This is a genomic window from Jannaschia sp. R86511 (genome assembly GCF_042466345.1).
In the GTDB taxonomy this organism is placed as follows: domain Bacteria; phylum Actinomycetota; class Actinomycetes; order Actinomycetales; family JBBAYJ01; genus Aquipuribacter.
On the sequence record NZ_JAXHCD010000001.1, the window covers coordinates 2,948,139 to 2,967,328 of the forward strand.

General features: G+C 73.6%; 16 protein-coding genes. 7 read left to right on the plus strand and 9 right to left on the minus strand.

The window, feature by feature from the left end; genetic code table 11:
- Positions 1-81: 81 nt before the first annotated feature.
- From arc to SJY06_RS13880, 4 genes are all read right to left on the minus strand, one after another.
- Complete coding sequence (gene arc, locus SJY06_RS13865) at positions 82-1,746, minus strand: proteasome ATPase (RefSeq protein ID WP_380168129.1); 1,665 nt, start codon at positions 1,744-1,746, stop codon at positions 82-84.
- Positions 1,747-1,830: 84 nt separating this feature from the next.
- Positions 1,831-2,298 (minus strand): group II truncated hemoglobin, encoded by a 468-nt coding sequence (locus SJY06_RS13870; protein WP_380168130.1) that lies wholly within the window; start codon positions 2,296-2,298, stop codon positions 1,831-1,833.
- A gap of 52 nt (positions 2,299-2,350) precedes the next feature.
- Positions 2,351-3,271 (minus strand): tRNA (adenine-N1)-methyltransferase, encoded by a 921-nt coding sequence (locus SJY06_RS13875; RefSeq protein WP_380168131.1) that lies wholly within the window; start codon positions 3,269-3,271, stop codon positions 2,351-2,353.
- Positions 3,268-4,470 carry a site-2 protease family protein gene (locus SJY06_RS13880; RefSeq protein WP_380168132.1) on the minus strand — a complete coding sequence of 401 codons (1,203 nt, stop codon included), beginning with the start codon at positions 4,468-4,470 and terminating at the stop codon, positions 3,268-3,270. The genes SJY06_RS13875 and SJY06_RS13880 overlap by 4 nt, the downstream gene beginning before the upstream one ends.
- Positions 4,471-4,561: 91 nt before the next feature.
- Between SJY06_RS13880 and SJY06_RS13885 the strand changes: the two genes are divergently transcribed.
- The 4 genes from SJY06_RS13885 to SJY06_RS13900 all read left to right on the plus strand — a co-directional run bounded on the left by SJY06_RS13885 (position 4,562) and on the right by SJY06_RS13900 (position 10,403).
- Positions 4,562-5,482, plus strand: a complete 921-nt coding sequence (locus SJY06_RS13885; protein WP_380168133.1) for a RecB family exonuclease — start codon at positions 4,562-4,564, stop codon at positions 5,480-5,482.
- A gap of 359 nt (positions 5,483-5,841) precedes the next feature.
- The gene (locus SJY06_RS13890) at positions 5,842-6,543 is read left to right on the plus strand and encodes an ABC transporter ATP-binding protein (protein ID WP_380169713.1); all 702 of its coding nucleotides are present in this window, start codon (positions 5,842-5,844) and stop codon (positions 6,541-6,543) included.
- Positions 6,543-9,044, plus strand: a complete 2,502-nt coding sequence (locus SJY06_RS13895; RefSeq protein ID WP_380168134.1) for an ABC transporter permease — start codon at positions 6,543-6,545, stop codon at positions 9,042-9,044. The genes SJY06_RS13890 and SJY06_RS13895 overlap by 1 nt, the downstream gene beginning before the upstream one ends.
- 210 nt (positions 9,045-9,254) lie before the next feature.
- Positions 9,255-10,403, plus strand: a complete 1,149-nt coding sequence (locus tag SJY06_RS13900) for an NAD(P)/FAD-dependent oxidoreductase (protein ID WP_380168135.1) — start codon at positions 9,255-9,257, stop codon at positions 10,401-10,403.
- Between the two features lie 82 nt (positions 10,404-10,485).
- Here SJY06_RS13900 and ppc read toward each other — a convergent pair whose 3' ends face one another.
- The gene (ppc, locus tag SJY06_RS13905) at positions 10,486-13,329 is read right to left on the minus strand and encodes a phosphoenolpyruvate carboxylase (RefSeq protein WP_380168136.1); all 2,844 of its coding nucleotides are present in this window, start codon (positions 13,327-13,329) and stop codon (positions 10,486-10,488) included.
- Between the two features lie 97 nt (positions 13,330-13,426).
- Here ppc and SJY06_RS13910 point away from each other — a divergent pair, with 97 nt between their 5' ends.
- From SJY06_RS13910 to SJY06_RS13920, 3 genes are all read left to right on the plus strand, one after another.
- Positions 13,427-13,675, plus strand: a complete 249-nt coding sequence (locus SJY06_RS13910) for an AbrB/MazE/SpoVT family DNA-binding domain-containing protein (protein WP_380168137.1) — start codon at positions 13,427-13,429, stop codon at positions 13,673-13,675.
- A complete protein-coding gene (locus SJY06_RS13915) occupies positions 13,663-14,076 on the plus strand; it encodes a PIN domain-containing protein (RefSeq protein WP_380168138.1) in 414 nt (137 codons plus the stop codon). Before SJY06_RS13910 ends, SJY06_RS13915 begins: the two co-directional genes overlap by 13 nt.
- A gap of 85 nt (positions 14,077-14,161) precedes the next feature.
- On the plus strand, positions 14,162-14,821 hold the full coding sequence (locus SJY06_RS13920; protein ID WP_380168139.1) for a class I SAM-dependent methyltransferase: 660 nt from the start codon (positions 14,162-14,164) through the stop codon (positions 14,819-14,821).
- Between the two features lie 167 nt (positions 14,822-14,988).
- On the opposite strand, the gene SJY06_RS13925 is transcribed toward SJY06_RS13920, so the two are convergent.
- Genes SJY06_RS13925 through SJY06_RS13940 form a run of 4 tightly spaced genes read right to left on the minus strand, consistent with a single transcriptional unit; the run spans position 14,989 to position 19,151 of the window.
- Positions 14,989-16,044: an ABC transporter ATP-binding protein gene (locus tag SJY06_RS13925; protein WP_380168140.1), complete on the minus strand. Its 1,056-nt coding sequence runs from the start codon at positions 16,042-16,044 to the stop codon at positions 14,989-14,991.
- Positions 16,041-17,105: an ABC transporter ATP-binding protein gene (locus SJY06_RS13930; protein WP_380168141.1), complete on the minus strand. Its 1,065-nt coding sequence runs from the start codon at positions 17,103-17,105 to the stop codon at positions 16,041-16,043. Before SJY06_RS13930 ends, SJY06_RS13925 begins: the two co-directional genes overlap by 4 nt.
- A gap of 5 nt (positions 17,106-17,110) precedes the next feature.
- Entirely contained in the window at positions 17,111-18,109 is a 999-nt protein-coding gene (locus SJY06_RS13935) for an ABC transporter permease (protein WP_380168142.1), read from the minus strand.
- Positions 18,102-19,151 carry an ABC transporter permease gene (locus tag SJY06_RS13940; protein ID WP_380168143.1) on the minus strand — a complete coding sequence of 350 codons (1,050 nt, stop codon included), beginning with the start codon at positions 19,149-19,151 and terminating at the stop codon, positions 18,102-18,104. The genes SJY06_RS13935 and SJY06_RS13940 overlap by 8 nt, the downstream gene beginning before the upstream one ends.
- Positions 19,152-19,190 lie beyond the last annotated feature (39 nt).

Below are 19,190 nucleotides of genomic sequence, written 5' to 3' on the forward strand. Positions count from 1 at the left end.
CCTGGACCGCCGCGACAGAGCAGAACTACCTACCCGACCTGCCGTCGCTACCCGTCTTCGGCTGACGGGGCACCGGTCCGCCTACAGGTACTGCCCGGTCGGGCCCACGTTGTCGATGCTGCGACCGGGCTCGGTGCCCTGCTTGGACTGGATGAGCGTGCGGATGAAGACGATCCGCTCGCCCTTCTTGCCCGAGATGCGCGCCCAGTCGTCCGGGTTGGTGGTGTTGGGCAGGTCCTCGTTCTCCTTGAACTCGTCGACCACGGCCGAGAACAGGTGGTCCATCCGGATGCCCCGCTGGCCCGTGGTCAGCAGGTCCTTGATGGCCATCTTCTTGGCCCGGTCGACGATGTTCTGGATCATCGCGCCGGAGTTGAAGTCCTTGAAGTACAGGACCTCCTTGTCGCCGTTGGCGTAGGTCACCTCGAGGAACTGGTTCTCCTCGGTCTCGGCGTACATCCGCTCGACGATGCGCACGATCATGTCCTCGACGCAGGCGTCGGCGTTGCCGCCGTGGGCGCCCAGGTCGTCGGCGTGCAGCGGCAGCCCGGCCAGCAGGTACTTGCTGAACACGTCCTTGGCGCCCTCGGCGTCGGGCCGCTCGATCTTGATCTTCACGTCCAGGCGTCCCGGGCGCAGGATGGCCGGGTCGATCATGTCCTCGCGGTTGGAGGCGCCGATGACGATGACGTTCTCGAGCCGTTCCACGCCGTCGATCTCGGCCAGCAGCTGCGGCACGATCGTGTTCTCGACGTCGCTGGAGACCCCCGACCCGCGGGTGCGGAACAGCGACTCCATCTCGTCGAAGAACACGACGACGGGCGTGCCCTCGCTGGCCTTCTCGCGCGCCCGCTGGAACACGAGCCGGATGTGGCGCTCGGTCTCGCCGACGTACTTGTTGAGCAGCTCCGGGCCCTTGATGTTCAGGAAGTAGCTGCGCGCGGTGCTGCCGTCCTCGCCGCGGGTCCGGGCGACCTGCTTGGCCAGGCCGTTCGCGACGGCCTTGGCGATCAGGGTCTTGCCGCAGCCGGGCGGGCCGTACAGCAGGACGCCCTTGGGCGCCTTGAGGCCGTGCTCGGCGAACAGGTCCGGGTGCAGGAACGGCAGCTCGACGGCGTCGCGGATGGTCTCGATCTGCGAGCCCAGGCCCCCGATGTCGGCGTAGTCGATGTCGGGCACCTCCTCCAGGACCAGGTCCTCGACCTCGGCCTTGGCGATGTGCTCGTAGGCGAACCCGGTCCGGGTGTCCACGGTCAGCGAGTCACCGATGCGCAGCGTCACGCCCAGCAGCGGGGTGGCCAGGCGGACCACGCGCTCCTCGTCGGCGTGCGCGCCGACCAGGGCCCGGTCCGGCGGCAGCAGCTGCTTGAGGGTCACGAGCTCGCCCACGCGCTCGAACGCCGTCACGGCCACCACGTTCATCGCCTCGTTGAGCATGACCTCGCGGCCGGGCTGAAGGTCCCCCGGCGGGACGGCCGGGGTCACGGCGACGCGGAGCTTGCGCCCGCCGGTGGTGATGTCCGCCGTCGTGCCGTCGTCGCCCACCGCGACCAGCGTCCCGTACGAGGCCGGGGGCTGCGCGAGACGCTCGACCTCGCCGCGCAGGCTGACGATCTGCTCGCGGGCCTCGCGCAGGGTCTCGGCCAGCCGCTCGTTCTGCATCGCCACCCGGCCGGCCTCGGCCCGCGCGCGCGTCACCTCGTCGGTGAGCCTGTCGATCCTGATGCGTTCGCCGGACTCGTCCACGTGTGGCCTCCCGCTGGTGTCGAGGTGCCCGCTCACGGTAACCCCGCACCCGTCGTCACGAGAGGTGGAGGGGGGTGTCGTCCGTCACCCGGCCCACGGCGGCGCCTCGCCCCAGCCCCAGCGCGGCACCGGGGCGGCCGGCGGCGGCGAGGCCCCCGGGGCGGAGTTGGCCATGGCCAACCGGGTGCCCCACTCGACGTAGGCCACGAAGGCGGACCGGAACTCGGGGTCGTCCGGCAGGCCGGCCGCGTCGGCGCTCCCGGCGACGAGCTGCGCCCACCGGACCCGCTGCGCCTCGCTGATCGCCAGGCCCAGGTGGTGGGCGAGCATCGCCGGGTAGCCCCCGTGCCGGTCGGTGTAGACGGCCGGCCCGCCGAGCACCTCGCCCAGCCAGTCGGCGACGTGCGCCCGGTGGTGCGGGCCCATGTGGCGGAACACCGGTTCGAGCACCTCGTCGGCCAGGACCCGGTCGTAGAAGACCTCGGTCAGGCGGTGCAGGGCCGGGGCACCACCGGCCCAGTCGTACAGCGTGGGTACGGGGTCGTCGGCCATGGGCACCTCCGGTCAGGACGGTAGCCCCGGGCCCGGGACGTGCGACAGGGCCTCAGCGGCCCCAGCCCGGGTCCTCCTCGGTGAACTGCGAGGGGGCCGGACGGCGGCGGCGGCGCGGCGCCTCGACCCCGTCGGCCATCCGGCGCGCGCTGATCAGGAAGCCGGTGTGCCCGACCATGCGGTGCTGCGGGCGGACGGCGAGGCCCTCCAGGTGCCAGCCGCGCGACATGGACTCCCACGCGTTGGGCTCGGTCCAGCAGCCGGCCTCCTTGGCGGTCTCCGCCACGCGCGACAGCTGGGTGGCGGTCGCGACGTAGCAGACCAGGACCCCACCGGGCTCCAGGGCTCGGGACACGGCGTCCAGGCACTCCCAGGGCGCCAGCATGTCCAGCACGCACCGGTTGACGCGGACCGGGTCGCCCGCGGCCTCACGGGCCTCCAGCGTCTGGACCAGGTCGCCGACCTCGAGCTGCCAGGCCGGGTGCTCGGCCCCGAAGAAGGTCTCGACGTTGGTGCGGGCGATGGTGGCGAAGTCCTGCCGCCGCTCGACGGAGTGGACCAGGCCGGTCTCCCCCACCGCACGCAGCAGCGACATGGTCAGCGCGCCCGAGCCCACGCCGGCCTCGAGCACGCGGGCGCCGGGGTGGATGTCGCCCATGTGGACGATCTGGGCGGAGTCCTTGGGGTATATGACGGCCGCCCCGCGCGGCATCGACATGACGTAGTCGCTGAGCAGCGGTCGCAGCGCGAGGTACTGCAGGTCGGCGGTGCTCCTGACGACGGAGCCCTCGGGCTGCCCGATCAGGTCGTCGTGGGCGATGGCACCGCGGTGGGTGTGGAAGACCTTGCCCTCGGCCAGCGTGATGGTGTGCAGCCGGCCCTTCGGGTCGGTCAGCTGGACGCGGTCACCGACGTGCAGCGGTCCGGTCCGGTGGCTCTCCAGCGGCTGGGTCTGCCCGGTCTGCTCGGTCACGACAGGCCCATCGCGGTGGCGAAGTCGTCGGGCCGGACCCGGCCCGCGGGCCGGCCCGCCCCGTCGACGAGGACGATGCCCTGCTCGCCGGAGCGGGCCAGGCCCTCGACCGCACCGAGGGCACCGCCCGCAACGGGCACGACCGATCCGGGGGGCAGGGTGCGCGCGAGCGCGGAGGCGGGGGTGGTGGTTCGCAGGTCGTCGGGCACGGCCGCGACGCTACCGCCCGGGACGAGGGCCACAGGCCGCCCGGCCGCATCGACCAGGACGACGTCGAGGGCCCCGCCCAGGTCCCCCTGGTGACCGACCAGCTCGGCCACGGTGGCCGTGGCGGCGGCGACGGCGGCGGGCCGGGTCACCGAGGCGAGGTCGACCCGGGCGGCCCGCCGACGGAACGTGCCCACCTTGAGCGCGGCCGAGGCCCCCCGCCACAGGAAGAGCCCGACCAGCCCGCCCCACACCAGCGTGAACGTCGACGGGACCCGTCCGGCCAGCAGCGGCGGGAGCACGAGCCAGGCGACCAGGGCCACGGCGACGACCCGGCCGGCCCAGCCCGCCACGACGCCGGCGGTGTCCTGGTCCCCGGTGACCTTCCAGACCAGCGCCTCCAGCACCCGGCCGCCGTCCAGCGGCAGGCCGGGCACGAGGTTGAACACGCCGACCAGCGCGTTGGTCAGGGCCACGCCCAGCAGCAGGAACGCCACGACCGCGGCGGCCGAGCCCGGCACCGTGGCCGGCAGCTGCCGGCGGACCGCCTCGGCGAGGACGGCCAGCGCGATGTTCACCAACGGCCCCACCACCGACACCACGGCCGACGCGCCGGGGCTCTGCGGCCGACCGAGGGACGTGTGGCCGCCCCACAGGTTGACGACCACCTCGGTGACGGGCAGGCCGTAGGCCCGGGCGGCGACGGCGTGGCCGGCCTCGTGCAGCAGCACCGACACCGCGAGCAGGACCGCGAGCACGAACGCGATCAGGTACGCGCCGATCCCCGGCACGCCGGTCGCGCTGGACGCGGTGCCCGCGAACAGGAACGTGATGACGGCCGCGATGATCAGCCACGACGCCGACAGCCTGACCGGTACCCCGCCCACCCGGGCGAGCGTGACGTCCTTGATGGTGACGGGCGCCGGGCCGGGGCGACGGTCCGGACCGCGCCGGGGGCGCCCCGGGGACGGGCGGGGACCCGGGCTGCTCACCGGCCGATCGTACGGGGCGGGTGCCGGGCCGACGCGGGCACGCCCCCGGGGCTGCCGGGTTCTGTCCGAGCCCCGACCTACCGTGGGCCCCATGTCGACGAGTCCGAGCGTGACGGGACCGAGCACGACGCTGTCGGGGTTCAGCACCGACGAGCGCTCGGGCAGCCTGTCGCCGTCGCGGGCCGGCGATTTCAAGCAGTGCCCGCTGCTGTTCCGGTTCCGGGTCGTCGACCGGTTGGCCGAACGGCCGTCGTCCGCCGCGGTCCGTGGCACGGTCGTGCACCGGGCCCTGGAGCAGGTGTTCGACGTCCCGGCGCCCCGCCGCACGGTGGAGCACGCCCGGTCCCTGCTGGCCCCGGCCCTGGCCGAGGTGGTCGAGCGCTGGCCGGAGGTGGCGGACCTGTTCGGCGCCCCCGAGGCCGGGGCGGAGTCGGAGCAGGCCTGGCTCGCCGAGGCCGAACGCCTGGTGGGGCGCTGGTTCGAGCTGGAGGACCCGACCCGGCTGGAACCCGACGGCCGAGAGGTCCGGGTCGAGCACCGGGTCGCCGACGACCTGGTGCTGCGGGGCATCGTCGACCGGGTCGACGTGGCCCCGGACGGCCGGATCCGGATCGTGGACTACAAGACCGGCCGCGCCCCGAGCGAGGCGTTCGAGGCCCGGGCCCTGTTCCAGATGAAGTTCTACGCCCTGCTGCTGTGGCGCACCCGGGGCCGGGTGCCGACCCGGGTCCAGCTGGTCTACGTCGGCGGCCGCGGCCAGACCCTGCCGCTGGACGTGGACGAGACCCAGCTGGCGGCCTTCGAGCGGACGGTGCTGCAGCTGTGGCAGGCCATCCGCCAGGCCGCCCTGACGGGTGACTGGCGGCCCAGCCCCAGCCGGATGTGCGGCTGGTGCGACCACCAGGCGCTCTGCCCGGCCAAGGGCGGTACTCCCCCGCCGCTGCCGGCCGACGCGCTGGACCGGGTGCTGCGCCCGGTGCCGGTCGAGGAGCCGGGCGCCGACGAGGGCTGAGCACCGGCGGCTGGGCAGCCTCCCGTTACTCCCCCACCCTACGGAGCACCCGCGTCGCGTCCCCCGTTGCGCCTCGGGTCCGTCCGCTCCACCGGTAGGTGGACCCCGAGGTCCCTCAGGGAGGTCCCTGACGTCCACCACCCGCAGGATCGGGGGCAATCCCCCTGGACGCTGACGTAGGGGGAGGTGGTTCGCTAGTCGTATCGGAACGTCCGCCGACACCCCCTGCAGCACACAGCCCGGCCCATCCCTGACACAGAGACGGAACGCCCGTGAGCGAGCCCACCACGTCCACCGACACCATCCGCCACGGCCGGCACGAGGCCGGCTCCGCCGACGCGGTCGCCACCGCGCGCGGGCTGACCAAGGTCTACGGCAAGGACGAGGCCGCCGTTCACGCGCTGGCCGGCGTCGACATCGACTTCGCCCGCGGCGAGTTCACCGCCATCATGGGGCCGTCCGGCTCCGGCAAGTCCACGCTCATGCACTGCATGGCCGCGCTCGACACCCCCACCGCAGGCACCGTGGTGGTCGACGGCATCGACGTGTCCACGTTGGGCGACAAGGCCCTGACCCGGCTGCGCCGCGACCGCATCGGCTTCGTCTTCCAGTCCTTCAACCTGGTCCCCACGCTGAACGCGGCCGAGAACATCACGCTGCCGCTGGACATCGCCGGCCGCAAGGTCGACAAGGACTGGTACGACACCGTCATCGGCATCCTGGGGCTGGGCCCGCGGCTGTCCCACCGGCCCAACGAGCTGTCCGGCGGCCAGCAGCAGCGCGTGGCCGCCGCCCGGGCCCTGGTCGGCAAGCCGGCGATCGTGTTCGCCGACGAGCCCACCGGCAACCTGGACTCCCGGTCGTCGGCGGAGGTGCTGGGGTTCCTGCGGCGCAGCGTCGACGAGTTCGGGCAGAGCATCGTCATGGTCACCCACGAGCCGTCCGCGGCCGCCTACGCCGACCGGGTGGTGTTCATGGCCGACGGCCGCTTCGTGGACGAGATGCGCGACCCGACCGCGGAGTCCGTGCTGGACCGGATGAAGACCATGGGTGACGTCTGATGCTCAAGGTCACGCTCGCCAACGTGCGCGGGCACCTGGTGCGGCTGCTGCTGACCGGCATGGCGGTCATGCTCGGCACGGCGTTCGTCGCCGGGTCGTTCGTGCTCACCGACTCCATCGACGACACCTTCTCGGCCATCTTCGCCACGTCGGACTCCACCGACGCCGTCGTGCGGCTCACGGAGGACACCGAGGTGCCCGGCCTGGAGCTGGCCGTCGGCGACGAGATCCAGGACGTCGACGGCGTCGAGCGGGTCGTCCCCAACCTGACGGGCACGGCCGTCATGCAGGGCGAGGACGGGACCGCCGTGCGCAGCGGCGGCGCCCCGTCGCTGGGTTTCGCCTACGACCCCGACGACCCCACGATCACCCTGCTGGACGGCCGCGGGCCCGAGGCGGCCGACGAGATCGTCGTCGAGACCAGCACCCTCGAGATGTCGGGGCTGTCGGTCGGCGACGAGACCGTGGTCATCGTCAACGGCACGCCCCTGGACGTCACGGTGGTGGGCGAGGCGACCAACGACACCCCGACCGCCGGCGCCACCATCGTCCTGCTCGAGCAGGGCGTGGCCTCGGAGCAGTTCGCCCCGACCGGGCTGGTGTCCGGCTTCACCGTCACCGGGGCCGACGGCGTGGCGCAGCAGGCCCTGGTCGACGACATCGCCCCGCTCCTGCCCGACGGCACCGAGGTGGTGACCGGTGAGCAGCAGGCCGACGAGACGCAGGAGGTCCTCAGCCAGGCCCTCGGGTTCGTGTCGACGTTCCTACTCGTGTTCGCCGGGGTCGCCCTGTTCGTCGGCGCGTTCATCATCTTCAACACCTTCTCGATGCTCGTGGCCCAGCGGACCCGCGAGCTGGCCCTGCTGCGGGCCATCGGCGCGTCCCGGGCGCAGGTCACCCGGTCGGTGCTCGGCGAGTCGGTGCTGGTGGGCCTCGTCGGCTCGATCGCGGGCCTGGGCGTCGGGATCGGCCTGGCGGCCGCGCTGCAGCTGGTCCTCGGCTCTCTCTTCGGCCTCGACCTGGAGGGCCTGCCCGTCAATCCCCGCACCGTCGTCGCGACCCTGCTCATCGGCGTGGTGGTCACCGCTGTCGCGGCCGTCCTGCCCGCCCGTCGGGCCTCGGGCATCGCCCCGGTCGCCGCGATGCGCGACGACCAGGCGCTGCCGAAGTCGACCGTCCGGGTCCGCGCGGCCCTGGGCCTCGGCCTGGCCGCCCTCGGGGCCGTCGCCATGGCGCTCGTGCTCACCGACACCGTCACCGAGCAGGCGCTGGCCATCCTCGGGGCGGGCGTCGCGGCGGTGTTCGTCGGCGTCGCCGTCGCCAGCCCCGCGGTCTCCAAGCCCGTCGTCTGGCTGGTCAGCGCCCCGTTCGCCGGCGGCGCCGTCGGCCGCCTCGCCCAGCGCAACGGCCTGCGCAACCCGCGCCGCACCGCCGCCACGGCCAGCGCCCTGATGATCGGCCTGGCCCTGGTGGGAGCGGCGTCGGTGCTGTCCAGCTCCGCCTCGGCCAGCGTGTCCGACATCGTCGAGGACCAGTTCGTGGGCGACCTGGTCGTCAGCGACGGCGGCCAGCCGACGATCCCGGTCACCGTCGTCGAGGAGGTCCGCGGCGTCGACGGTGTCGAGGCGGTCCTGCCGCTGCCGTTCACGCCGGGTCAGGTCGACGGCGAGGACGGGTTCGTCATGTCGGTCGACCCGCAGACGCTGCCCGGCCTGATCGAGCTCACCGCCGTCGACGGCTCCCTCGAAGAGCTCGGTGACGGGGTCTGGCTGAACGAGACGGAGGCCGAGGACCGCGGCGTGGGGGTCGGCGACACCGTCGAGGTCCAGGTCGCCACCAGCGAGACCGCCGAGCGCGAGGTGCTCGCGGTGTTCGAGGACTCCCAGCTGCTGGCCGCGAACGTCGTCGTGTCCGACGAGGTCTACGCCGCGGCCACCGAGACGCCGCAGGAGACCGGCCTGCAGTTCGTGCTCGTCGACGTGGCCGACGACGCCGACCTGGCGGCGGTGCAGGACGACGTCACCGAGGTCGCGGCGCAGTACCTGACCCTGTCGGTGCTGGACGCCGACGAGTTCACCTCCGAGCAGACCGCCCAGATCAACACCCTGCTGGGTCTGCTCTACGCGCTGCTCGGCCTGAGCCTGGTCATCGCCACCCTGGGCGTGGTCAACACGCTGGCGCTGTCGGTGGTGGAACGCACGCGCGAGATCGGGCTGCTGCGCGCCATCGGCCTGACCCGCGGCCAGCTGCGCCGGGTGGTGACGATCGAGTCGGTCGCCACGACCGTGTTCGGGGCGCTGCTGGGCATTGCGCTCGGCCTGGCCTTCGGCATCGCGTTCCAGCGGGCCATCGCCGACGACGGGCTGGAGGTGCTCGCGGTCCCGTGGGCCACCGTGGTCGTCGTCCTGGTCGGCTCGGCGGTCGTCGGGGTGGTCGCGGCGGTCCTGCCCGCCTGGCGCGCCACCCGCATCGACACGCTGCGCGCCATCACCACCGAGTAGCCCGCCTGCCTCGGCGCCCGCCGTCGCCGCCGCCGCCGTCGCCGAGAGGGCCGGATCATCACGCCGCAGACCTCTGCGCGTGCCGATCGGGCCTTCTCGCTGGCGGTGCGGGCGCAGGTGGGCGACGGGGTGTGGAGGGTCGGTGGGGGTTCGGTGGGGGTCTGCGGCTCGGGCCGCGCCGGCCCGGTACCGGCTCCTAGCGTCGCGGGCATGCAGACCACGGACGTCCTCGTCGTCGGCGCCGGCCTGGCCGGGCTGCGCACCGCCACCCGGCTCGCGGAGCGCGGTCACGACGTGCTGCTGGTCGACCGACGCGAGCAGCTGCGCACCGCGATCCGGACCACCGGCATCTTCGTCCGCCGCACCCTGGAGGACTTCGCCCTGCCGGAGGACTGCCTGGGTCCGCCGATCCGACGGGTCGTCCTGTACCCGCCCAGCCTGCGGCGTCCCGTGCGCCTGGACAGCGGCCACGACGAGTTCCGGGTCGCCGACATGGCCGCGCTGTACGAGGCGTCGGTCGAGGGTGCCGCAGCGGCCGGGGTGCGCGTCGCGCTGGGCACCCGGTACGCCGGGCGGCACGACGGTGAGTCGCTGCTGGTCGGTCCCGACGGGCCCCGGGCCGTCCGGGCCCGCTTCGTGGTCGGCGCCGACGGCGCGCACTCCCGGGTCGCCCGGGACCTCGGCCTGGACCGCAACCACCACCTGCTGTCCGGCGCCGAGGAGGTGTTCCCCCTCGCCCGGCCCACCACCGGGCCGCCCACGTTCCACTGCGTGGTCGATCCCTGCCTGGCGCCCGGCTACCTGGCCTGGGTCGTCGACGACGGTCGGCACGCCCACGTCGGGGTCGCCGGATACCCCCACCGGTTCCCGAACGGCATGCGCGCGGCGCTGCGTGAGCTCGCGGCCCGGGCGCCCGGTCTGGTGCCCGACGCGCCGGCGGAGCAGGTCGAACGGCGGGGCGGTCCGATCCCCGTGGGCGGGCTGCTGCGGCGGATCGGGTGCGCCGAGGGCCTGCTGGTCGGCGACGCCGCGGGCGCCGTGTCCCCGCTGACCGCCGGCGGACTGGACCCCTGCCTGCGGCTGTCGGACCACGCCGTCGACGTCCTGGACGCCGCCCTGCGGCACGGCCACGCGCAGCGGGTGGCCGGCGCCTACGAGGGGGCGACGCTGCGGGCCCGGTTCCGGGGTCGGCTGCTGATGCGGCACGGCCTGGCGCAGGTCCGCTCCCGCGCCGTGGCCGAGGCCGCCTTCACCGTGCTCCGGACCCCGCCCGGGCGGACCGCGGCCGCCCGGGTGCTGTTCGGCCACGGCTCGTTCCCCGACCCCGCCCCCGCCGGGCTGGCCCGCACCGGAACCTGACGCCCCCCCGAAGTCGAGAAGGCCGGATGGTCACGCCGCGGTCCGCTGCGGGTGACGATCCGGCCTTCTCGGCGGGCGGGGGTCAGCCGGTGTTGCGCAGGCCGGCGGCGATGCCGTTGATCGTGAGCAGCAGCGCCCGCTGGAGCTCGGCGGGCACCTCGGCGTCCTCCGGCAGGGCCCGCGCCCGGGCCAGCAGGGACACCTGCATGGCGTGCAGGGGCGCCAGGTAGGCGTCGCGCAGCTCGAGGGTCTGCCGCAGCACCGGGGCGGACTCCAGCAGCTGCGACTGGCCCGTCACTGCCAGCACCTCGGTGACGGTCCGCTCGTGCTCGGCGCGGATCGCGTCGAACAGCCCGGCCGCGTCCCCGGGGACGAGCTCCTTGACGTAGCGGGCGGCGATGTCCAGGTCGGTCTTGGCCAGCGACATCTGCACGTTGGACAGGAACGTCCGGAAGAACTTCCACTCGGCGTACATCGCGCGCAGGTCGTCGGCGCGCCCGTCCTCCCGGGCCGCGGCCAGGCCGCTGCCGACGCCGAACCAGCCGGGCAGGATCATCCGGGACTGGGTCCAGCCGAACACCCACGGGATGGCGCGCAGGTCGTCCAGGCCACCGGGGCCGCCGGGGCGCTTGGAGGGCCGGGAGCCGATGTTCATCTTGCCGAGCTCCTCGACCGGGGTGGCCGAGACGAAGAACGGGACCAGCGCGTCGTCGCGGACCACGGCCCGGTAGGCGTCCTGACCGGCCCGGGCGACCCGGTCCATCGTCGCGTCCCACCCGTCGAGGACGTCCTGCGGCAGGCTCGGCCCGCGGTGCAGCACCGACGCCTCGACCACCGCGGCCAGGGCGCTCTCCAGGTTCCACCGGCCCAGGCCGGACAGGATGTACTTGTCGGAGATGACCTCGCCCTGCTCGGTGATCTTGATGGGCCCGTCGAGGCTGCCCCAGGGCTGGCTGAGGATGGCCTCGGCCGTCGGGCCGCCGCCGCGACCGACCGACCCGCCGCGGCCGTGGAACAGCCGCAGCCGGACGCCGTGCCTCGCGGCGACGTCGCGCAGCGACCGCTGGGCGCGCTGGATCTGCCACTGCGAGGCCGCGATCCCGGCGTCCTTGGAGGAGTCGGAGTAGCCGAGCATGATCTCCTGCAGGTCGCCGCGGGCGGTCACCACCCGCCGGTAGGACGGGTCGCTCAGCAGGGCGTCGAGCAGGTCACCGGCGATCTCGAGCTCGGCCACGGTCTCGAACAGCGGGGCGAAGCCGATGCGCGACGTGGCGGGCTCGGTGTCCGAGCCCAGGTCGACCAGGCCGACCTCCCGGGCGAGAACCACCACGGCGAAGATGTCGTCGACGTCGTGGGTCATCGACACGATGTAGGTCTCCACCACGTCCGGGCCGTAGGCGTCGAGGACGGTGCGGATGGTCGTGAGCAGCCCGAGCGAGGCGGCGGCCGGGCCGTCCTCGGCTACGTTGCCCTGCCCGACGATCGGGCGACGGCCGGCCATCTCGCGCGACAGCAGCGTGATGCGCTCCTTGCGGTCCAGGTCGCCGTAGGGGGTCTCGAGCTCGCCGAGGCGGTCGTACAGCTCGGCGAGGGCGGCGTGGTGCTTGCCGCTGTGCTCGCGCACGTCGAGGGTGGCCAGGCCCATGCTCATCGCGGTCGCGGTGCGGATCAGGCGCAGGATGACGCCGTCGCCGGTCAGCTTGTCGCCCCCGGCCAGCATGGAGTCGCGGACCAGGACGAGGTCGGCGAGCAGCTCGTCCAGGCCCAGGTAGTCGCGGCCGGGCTCGTGCGGGGTGCCCTCGAGCAGCCGCTCGCGGGTCCGCTGCAGCCGGACCCGGACGAAGCTCAGCTTGAGCCGGTAGGGCTCCTCGGAGTTGAGCCGGGCGATCCGGGAGTGCGTGATCGGCAGCGCCTCGGCGTCGGCCTCCAGCGACGCGACCAGGGCGTCCGAGGCGGTGACGACCCGGCTGGACGACGACATCTCGGTCAGGGCGTCCTCGACCTGGCGGATCAGCTCGCGCAAGCCGGCGTCGTGCTGCAGGGCCAGCACCTCGACCGTGACCTCGGGGGTGACGTTGGGGTTGCCGTCCCGGTCGCCGCCGGCCCAGCTGCCGAAGCGCAGCGGGCGGGCGTCGGCGGGCAGCTCCACGCCGATGCCGCCGAGCTGGCGGTCCAGCTCCTCCATCAGGTCCGGCACCACGTCCGCGGCGATGGAGGTCAGGTAGTACATCGCCGTGCGGGCCTCGTCCTTGGGGTCCGGCTTGGCGATGCGCAGCTCGTCGGTCTGCCAGAGCAGGTCCACCAGCTCGGCCAGGCGGCGCTCCTGCTGGTCGGCCTGGGCGGGGGTGCGGCGCGGGTCCTCGGCCGCGTCGACGATGCCCGCGATGCGCTGCAGCAGCCGCAGGACGGTGCGTCGGCTGGCCTCGGTCGGGTGGGCCGTGAAGACCGGCCGGTACTCGATCCGGTTCATCACGTCGCGGACCAGGTCCGCCTCGACGGTCCCCGCCTCCACCGCCGCACCGATCCGGGACACCGTGGCCGACAGCGGGCCGGCGGTGTCGGTGGTGACCTCGCGCCAGCGGTGAAGCTGCTCGGTGACGTTGACCAGCTGGAAGTAGCCGGTGAACGCCCGGGCCAGGACGACGGCCGTCGCGTCGTCCACCCCGGCCAGCAGCTCGTGCAGCGCGCCGTCGTCGGGCTCACGGGCCATCTTGCGGACCTGCTCGACCAGGGCCAGCAGCTCCGGGCCCTCGTGGCGGGTCAGCGCCTCGCCGAGCAGGGTCGCCAGCTGACGGACCGACGCCCGCAGCGCCGTGTGCTGGGTGGTGGACGAGACGCCGGCGGCGAACCGCGCGACGTCGTCGTCGCGACCGCCGCCGTCGGTCTCGTCGGGGGTGGGGGCCGTGGGGTCCTCGGCTGTGCGCATGGTCGCAGTCTGGCAAGAGACTGTGTCGCGGGTGTGACGGGTGCGGCGTGGTCCCGAGGTCTGGACAGGGAACTAGGCCGAGACGCATCCTTTACTCATGCGTGCTCGGGTAAAGCGTCGCCGGGGACTGACCCGCGTCTCCTCGAAGAACCAGGTGACCCTGCCCGTGGACAGCCTCCGTGCGGCCGGGCTGGACGTGGGCGACGAGCTCGAGGTGACGGTCGACGGGCGGGGTCGACTTCTGCTCACCGCCACGGCTGACCCACTGACCGCGTTGATCGGCGCGGCGCCAGGGTTGTCCGAACGGGTCGACCTCCAGCGACTGCGGGACGAATGGGAGCGGTAGTCCTGGACGCGAGCGTCGTCATCGCCTTGCTCGACCCCGCTGACGCCCTCCACACGGCAGCGGCGCTGGCCGTCTCGGCTGCACGCGACGACAAGGCCGACTTCGTCCTCCCGGCGAGCGTCCTGGCCGAGGTGCTCGTCGGCGCAGTCGCCGACGAGGACGTCGACCGGGTGCGGACGCTGGTTCTGGACGCCTTCGGCCCGGTCCGACCGCTCGACGAGCGCGTCGCTGTGGCCGCCGCGGCCCGCCGGGCTCGGCACCCCGGTCTGCGTCTGCCTGACGCCCTGGTACTGGCAACCGCAGACGTGGACGACGCGGACGCCGTGCTGACGGGAGACCGGCGTTGGCCGCCTCTGGACGAGCGGGTCCGCCTGGTCGTCGCAGGGGGAAGAACAGACTGAGGTTCCTCGGGGCCGTGTGCCCTCGGTGTCGCGGGAGGCAGGACCTCCTCGCGCGGCCGACGCCCCGCGCCCGCAGACTTGCTTCGTGCCGAACTCCGACGACCACGGCTTCCCGCCCGGCTTCTTCGACCGGGACGACCCCACGCCGGACGACCGCTTCTACGCCCCGCCCCGGCTCGTCACCCACATCGACGACGGAGCGATCGCCGCGGTGGGGGCGTTGTACGCCGAGCTCGGTATCGACGGGTCCGCTCCGGAGCCCCGGCACGTGCTCGACCTGATGTCGTCGTGGGTGTCTCACTTCCGGACCCCGCCGGCGGAGCTGACCGTGCTGGGGATGAACGAGGTCGAGCTGGCCGCCAACGAGGCCGCCACCACCCGGGTCGTCCGCGACCTGAACGTCGACCCGGCCCTGCCGTTCGACGGCGCGACGTTCGACGCGGTGGTCTGCTGCGTGTCGGTCGACTACCTGACGCGCCCCGTCGAGGTGCTGCGTGAGGCGGCGCGGGTGCTGCGGCCCGGTGGCGTCGTCGCGCTGACGTTCTCCAACCGGTGCTTCCCGACCAAGGCGGTGCACGGCTGGCTGGCCACCGACGACGAGGGCCGGTGCGCCGTCGTCGCGGAGTACCTGCGCCGGGCCGGCGGGTTCACCGAGCCCGAGGTGTCGCTGCGGACCTCGCCCCGGTCGTGGGGCGACCCGCTCTACGCCGTGGTGGCGCGGGTGGACCGCCCCCACGACCACTGAGAGGTACCGACTCCACGTCGTCAACCGCCGGGATCAAGGCGGTATCGATCGGATCAGGCCGGATCGGGTCGACAACCGCTGTGATCAAGGCGCTGTCGATCGGCTCGGGCCGGATCCCGTCGACAACCGCTCTGATCAAGGCGCAATCGATCGACCCGGGCTCGGACTCAGGCGGCGCGCCTGACTCGTCCCGCCTTGATCTCCTCCGCGTAGTGGCAGGCCACCTTGTGCCCCGGGGCGACCTCGCGCAGCGCGGGGCGCTCGGTGGTGCAGCGGCCGGGCTGCACCCACGGGCAGCGGGTGGAGAACCGGCAGCCCGTCGGCGGGTCGGCCGGGCTCGGCAGGTCGCCGGTCAGCAGGATCCGCTCGCGGGTGGCCTCGATCACCGGGTCCGGCACGGGGATGGCCGACATCAGGGCCAGGGTGTACGGGTGCATCGGCGCGTCGTACAGGGTGTCGCTGTCGGCCTCCTCGACCAGGCCGCCCAGGTACATCACGCCGACCACGTCGGACACGTGCCGGACCACGGCCAGGTCGTGGGCGATGACCACGTAGGTCAGGCCCAGGGAGTCCTGCAGCTCCTCGAGCAGGTTGACCACCTGCGCCTGCACCGACACGTCCAGGGCCGACACGGGTTCGTCGGCCACGACCAGCTCCGGGCGCAGCGCGACGGCGCGGGCGATGCCGATGCGCTGGCGCTGCCCGCCGGAGAACTCGTGCGGGAACCGTGACGCGGCCGAGGCGGGCATGCCGACCTGGTTGAGCAGCTCCTTGACCTTGGCGCCGAACCCGCCGGCGCCCGGGTCGACGCCGTGGGCGCGCATCGGCTCGGCCAGTGCGGCCTCCACCGACTGGCGCGGGTCCAGGCTGGACATCGGGTCCTGGAAGATCATCTGCATCCGGGACCGGGCCCGGCGCAGCTGCTCGCCCTTGAGGGTGGCGACGTCGGTGCCGTCGAACCACACCTGTCCCCGCGACGGGGTGAGCAGGCGCAGGACGGCCCGGCCCAGCGTGCTCTTGCCGCAGCCGGACTCCCCCACCAGGCCGTACGTGCTGCCGCGCCGGACGTCGAGCGAGACGCCGTCGACGGCCTTGACGTGGCCGACCACCCGGTCGCGGATGATCCCCTTGGTGATCGGGAAGTGCACGGCGACGTCCTGCACGGACAGCAGGACGTCCTGCGCCCGGCCCCCGGCGTCGGTGGTCTCGGAGGTGACGGTCATGCTCGCTCCCCGTTCGGGTCGACGACGGACGCGGGCCCGGGCGCCCCGTACGGGTACAGGCAGCGCACGGCGTGACCGTGCTGGGCCTCCATCGCCGGGGCAGAACCGAGGCAGTCCGGCTGGGCGCGGGTGCACCGCGGCTCGAACGCGCAGCCCGTGCTCCACGGCCGGGTCAGGGTGGGCGAGCCCGGGATGGGCGTCAGCGGCTCGCCTCGGGGCGAGTCCAGGCGCGGCACCGAGGCCAGCAGGCCGTGGGTGTACGGGTGCTCGGGCCGGGCGAACAGCTCGTGGCGGTCCGCGGACTCCACCAGCCGCCCGCCGTACATCACGTGGACGTCGTCGCACATGCCGGCGACCACGCCCAGGTCGTGGGTGATGAGGACCAGCGCCGTTCCGGTCTCGGCCACCAGGCCGCGCAGCAGGTCCAGGATCTGCGCCTGGATGGTCACGTCCAGGGCGGTCGTGGGCTCGTCGGCCACCAGCAGCCGCGGCGAGCAGGCCAGGGCGATCGCGATGAGCGCCCGCTGCCGCATGCCGCCGGACAGCTGGTGCGGGTAGTCCTTGAGCCGGCGCTGGGCCTCGGGGATGCCGACGCGTCGCAGCAGGTCGACGGCCTCGTCGCGGGCCTCGGCCTTGTTCATGTCGCGGTGGCGGCGCAGCACCTCGGTGACCTGCACCCCGATCGGCACGACCGGGTTGAGCGAGGACATCGGGTCCTGGAACACCATGGCCATCTCGGCCCCGCGCAGCGAGCGGCGCCGGTCGTCGGACATCCCCAGCAGCTGCTCGCCGTCGAAGGTGACGCTGCCGGCGACGTCGACGCCCCGCTTGGGCAGCAGGCCCATGATCGCCAGGGACGTCACGGACTTGCCGGAGCCGGACTCCCCCACGATGCCGACGCTGCGCCCGGCCGCGACCTCGAAGCTGACGCTGTCGACGGCGGTGACGGGCGCGCGGCCCTTGCGGGTGAACCGGACGGACAGGTCACGGACCTGCAGCAGGGGCCCGTCGCCCGACGGACGTCGGCCGCCGGCGTGGCCCGTGACGGGGGTGGTGGTCACGCCGCTCACCTCCGGTACTTGGGGTCGAGGGCCTCGCGCATGGACTCGCCCAGCAGGGTGAAGCCGAGCGCGGCGAGCACGATGGCCGCACCGGGGAAGAACGCCAGGTGCGGGGCCGAGGCCAGGAACCGCTGGGTCTCCGCCAGCATCCGTCCCCACTCCGGGATGGCGGGGTTCTCGCCCGACAGGCCGAGGAAGGCCAGCGCGGCCGCGTCGACGATGGCCGTGGCCAGGGTCAGCGTGCCCTGGACGATGACGGGCGACAGGCTGTTGGGCAGCACGTGGCCGAGCACCACCTGCCGGTCGCGCACCCCCAGGCTGCGCACGGCCACCACGTAGTCGCTGTTGCGCTGGGCCAGCATCGACCCGCGCAGCAGCCGGACGAAGATCGGCACGTTGACCACCGCGATGGCGATCATCACCGACAGCAGCGAGCGGCCCAGGACCGCGGCGATGCCGATCGCGAACAGCAGGCCCGGGATGGACAGCATGATGTCGGTGACCCGCATGACGAGCGTGTCGACCCAGCCGCCGAACGCCCCGGCCAGCAGGCCGATCGAGATGCCGACGGTCGCGCCCAGGAGCAGGGACACCACGCCGACGAGCAGGGACTGCCGGGCGCCGTAGACGACTCGGCTGAACTCGTCCCGGCCCAGGTTGTCCAGGCCGAACCAGTGCTCGGCCGACGGGCCGGGGATGTTGGTCGGGGTCACGCTGCCGACCGGGGTGGTCGGCGAGTACGGCGCGATCCACGGGGCGAAGGCGGCCACCACGACGAAGGTGAGCACGAGGAACGCGCCGAACAGGGCCAGCGGGTCGCGGACCACGCGGCGGACGGCCTCGCGACCGAGCGACGTGCCCGCCTCGCCGGGGGGCAGCTCGGTCGCGGTGCGCGAGGCCAGCGCCTCGGCGCTGCCGGGGGCGCCGGGGACCGCGGCGTCGGTGGACGTCGCCTCGTCCCGGGCGGGCTCGGTGGGGTCGTGGGGTCGCATGGGCTCAGACACCTGCACCTACGTTGGAAGCGGTCGGGGCCTGCGTCATGGTCGAGGCCCGGACCCGCGGGTCGATCAGGCCGTAGGAGATGTCGACGAGCAGGTTGACGACGACGATGATCACCGCGATCACCAGGATGAACCCCTGGACCACGGCGAAGTCGCGGTTGGTGATGGCGTCGACCAGGAACGAGCCGACCCCGGGGAACGCGAACACCGTCTCGGTGAGCACCGCCCCGGACAGCAGCAGGCCGATCTGCAGGCCGATCACCGTGACCACCGGCAGCAGGGCGTTGCGCAGCACGTGCCGGCCGCGGATGGTCGCCCGCGACAGGCCCTTGGCGTCGGCGGTGCGGACGTAGTCCTCGTTGACCACGTCGAGCACGCTGGCCCGGGTGATGCGGGCGATGATCGCCAGCGGGATCGTCGCCAGCGCGGCCGCCGGCAGGATCAGGTGCAGGAACGCGTCCCAGGCCGCGTCGGGGCGGCCGACCAGGAACCCGTCCAGGACGAAGAACCCGGTGGGGTGCTCGGAGAACAGCCTCGGGTCCTGCCGGCCGGACGACGGCAACCAGCCCAGCTGCACGGAGAAGACGTACTTGAGGATGAACCCGAGGAAGAACACCGGGATCGTCACGCCGATCAGCGAGGCCAGCACGGCGGTGGAGTCCACCCAGGTCAGGTGACGGCGCGCGGCGACGTAGCCGAGCGGGATGCCGAGGCCGACCGCCAGCAGCAGGGCGAAGGAGGCCAGCTCGATGGTGGCCGGGAACAGTCGGACCAGCTCCTCGGTGACCGGCTGCCGGGTCGTCGTCGACACCCCCAGGTCACCCTGCAGGACCCGGCCCATGTAGGCGAAGTACTGCTCGATGACCGGCCGGTCGAAGCCGTACAGCCGCTCGAGCTCGGCGACCGCCTCCGGGGTGGCCCGCTCCCCCAGCAGGGCCTGCGCGGGCCCGCCCGGCAGGGCGCGCACCCAGGTGAACAGCAGCAGGCTGAGCCCGAGCAGGATCGGCACCAGCAGCAGCAGGCGCCGCACGACGAAACGGAGCACCGGGGGTCCTCGTCTGTTGGGGGGCGTGGGGGGTGGTGA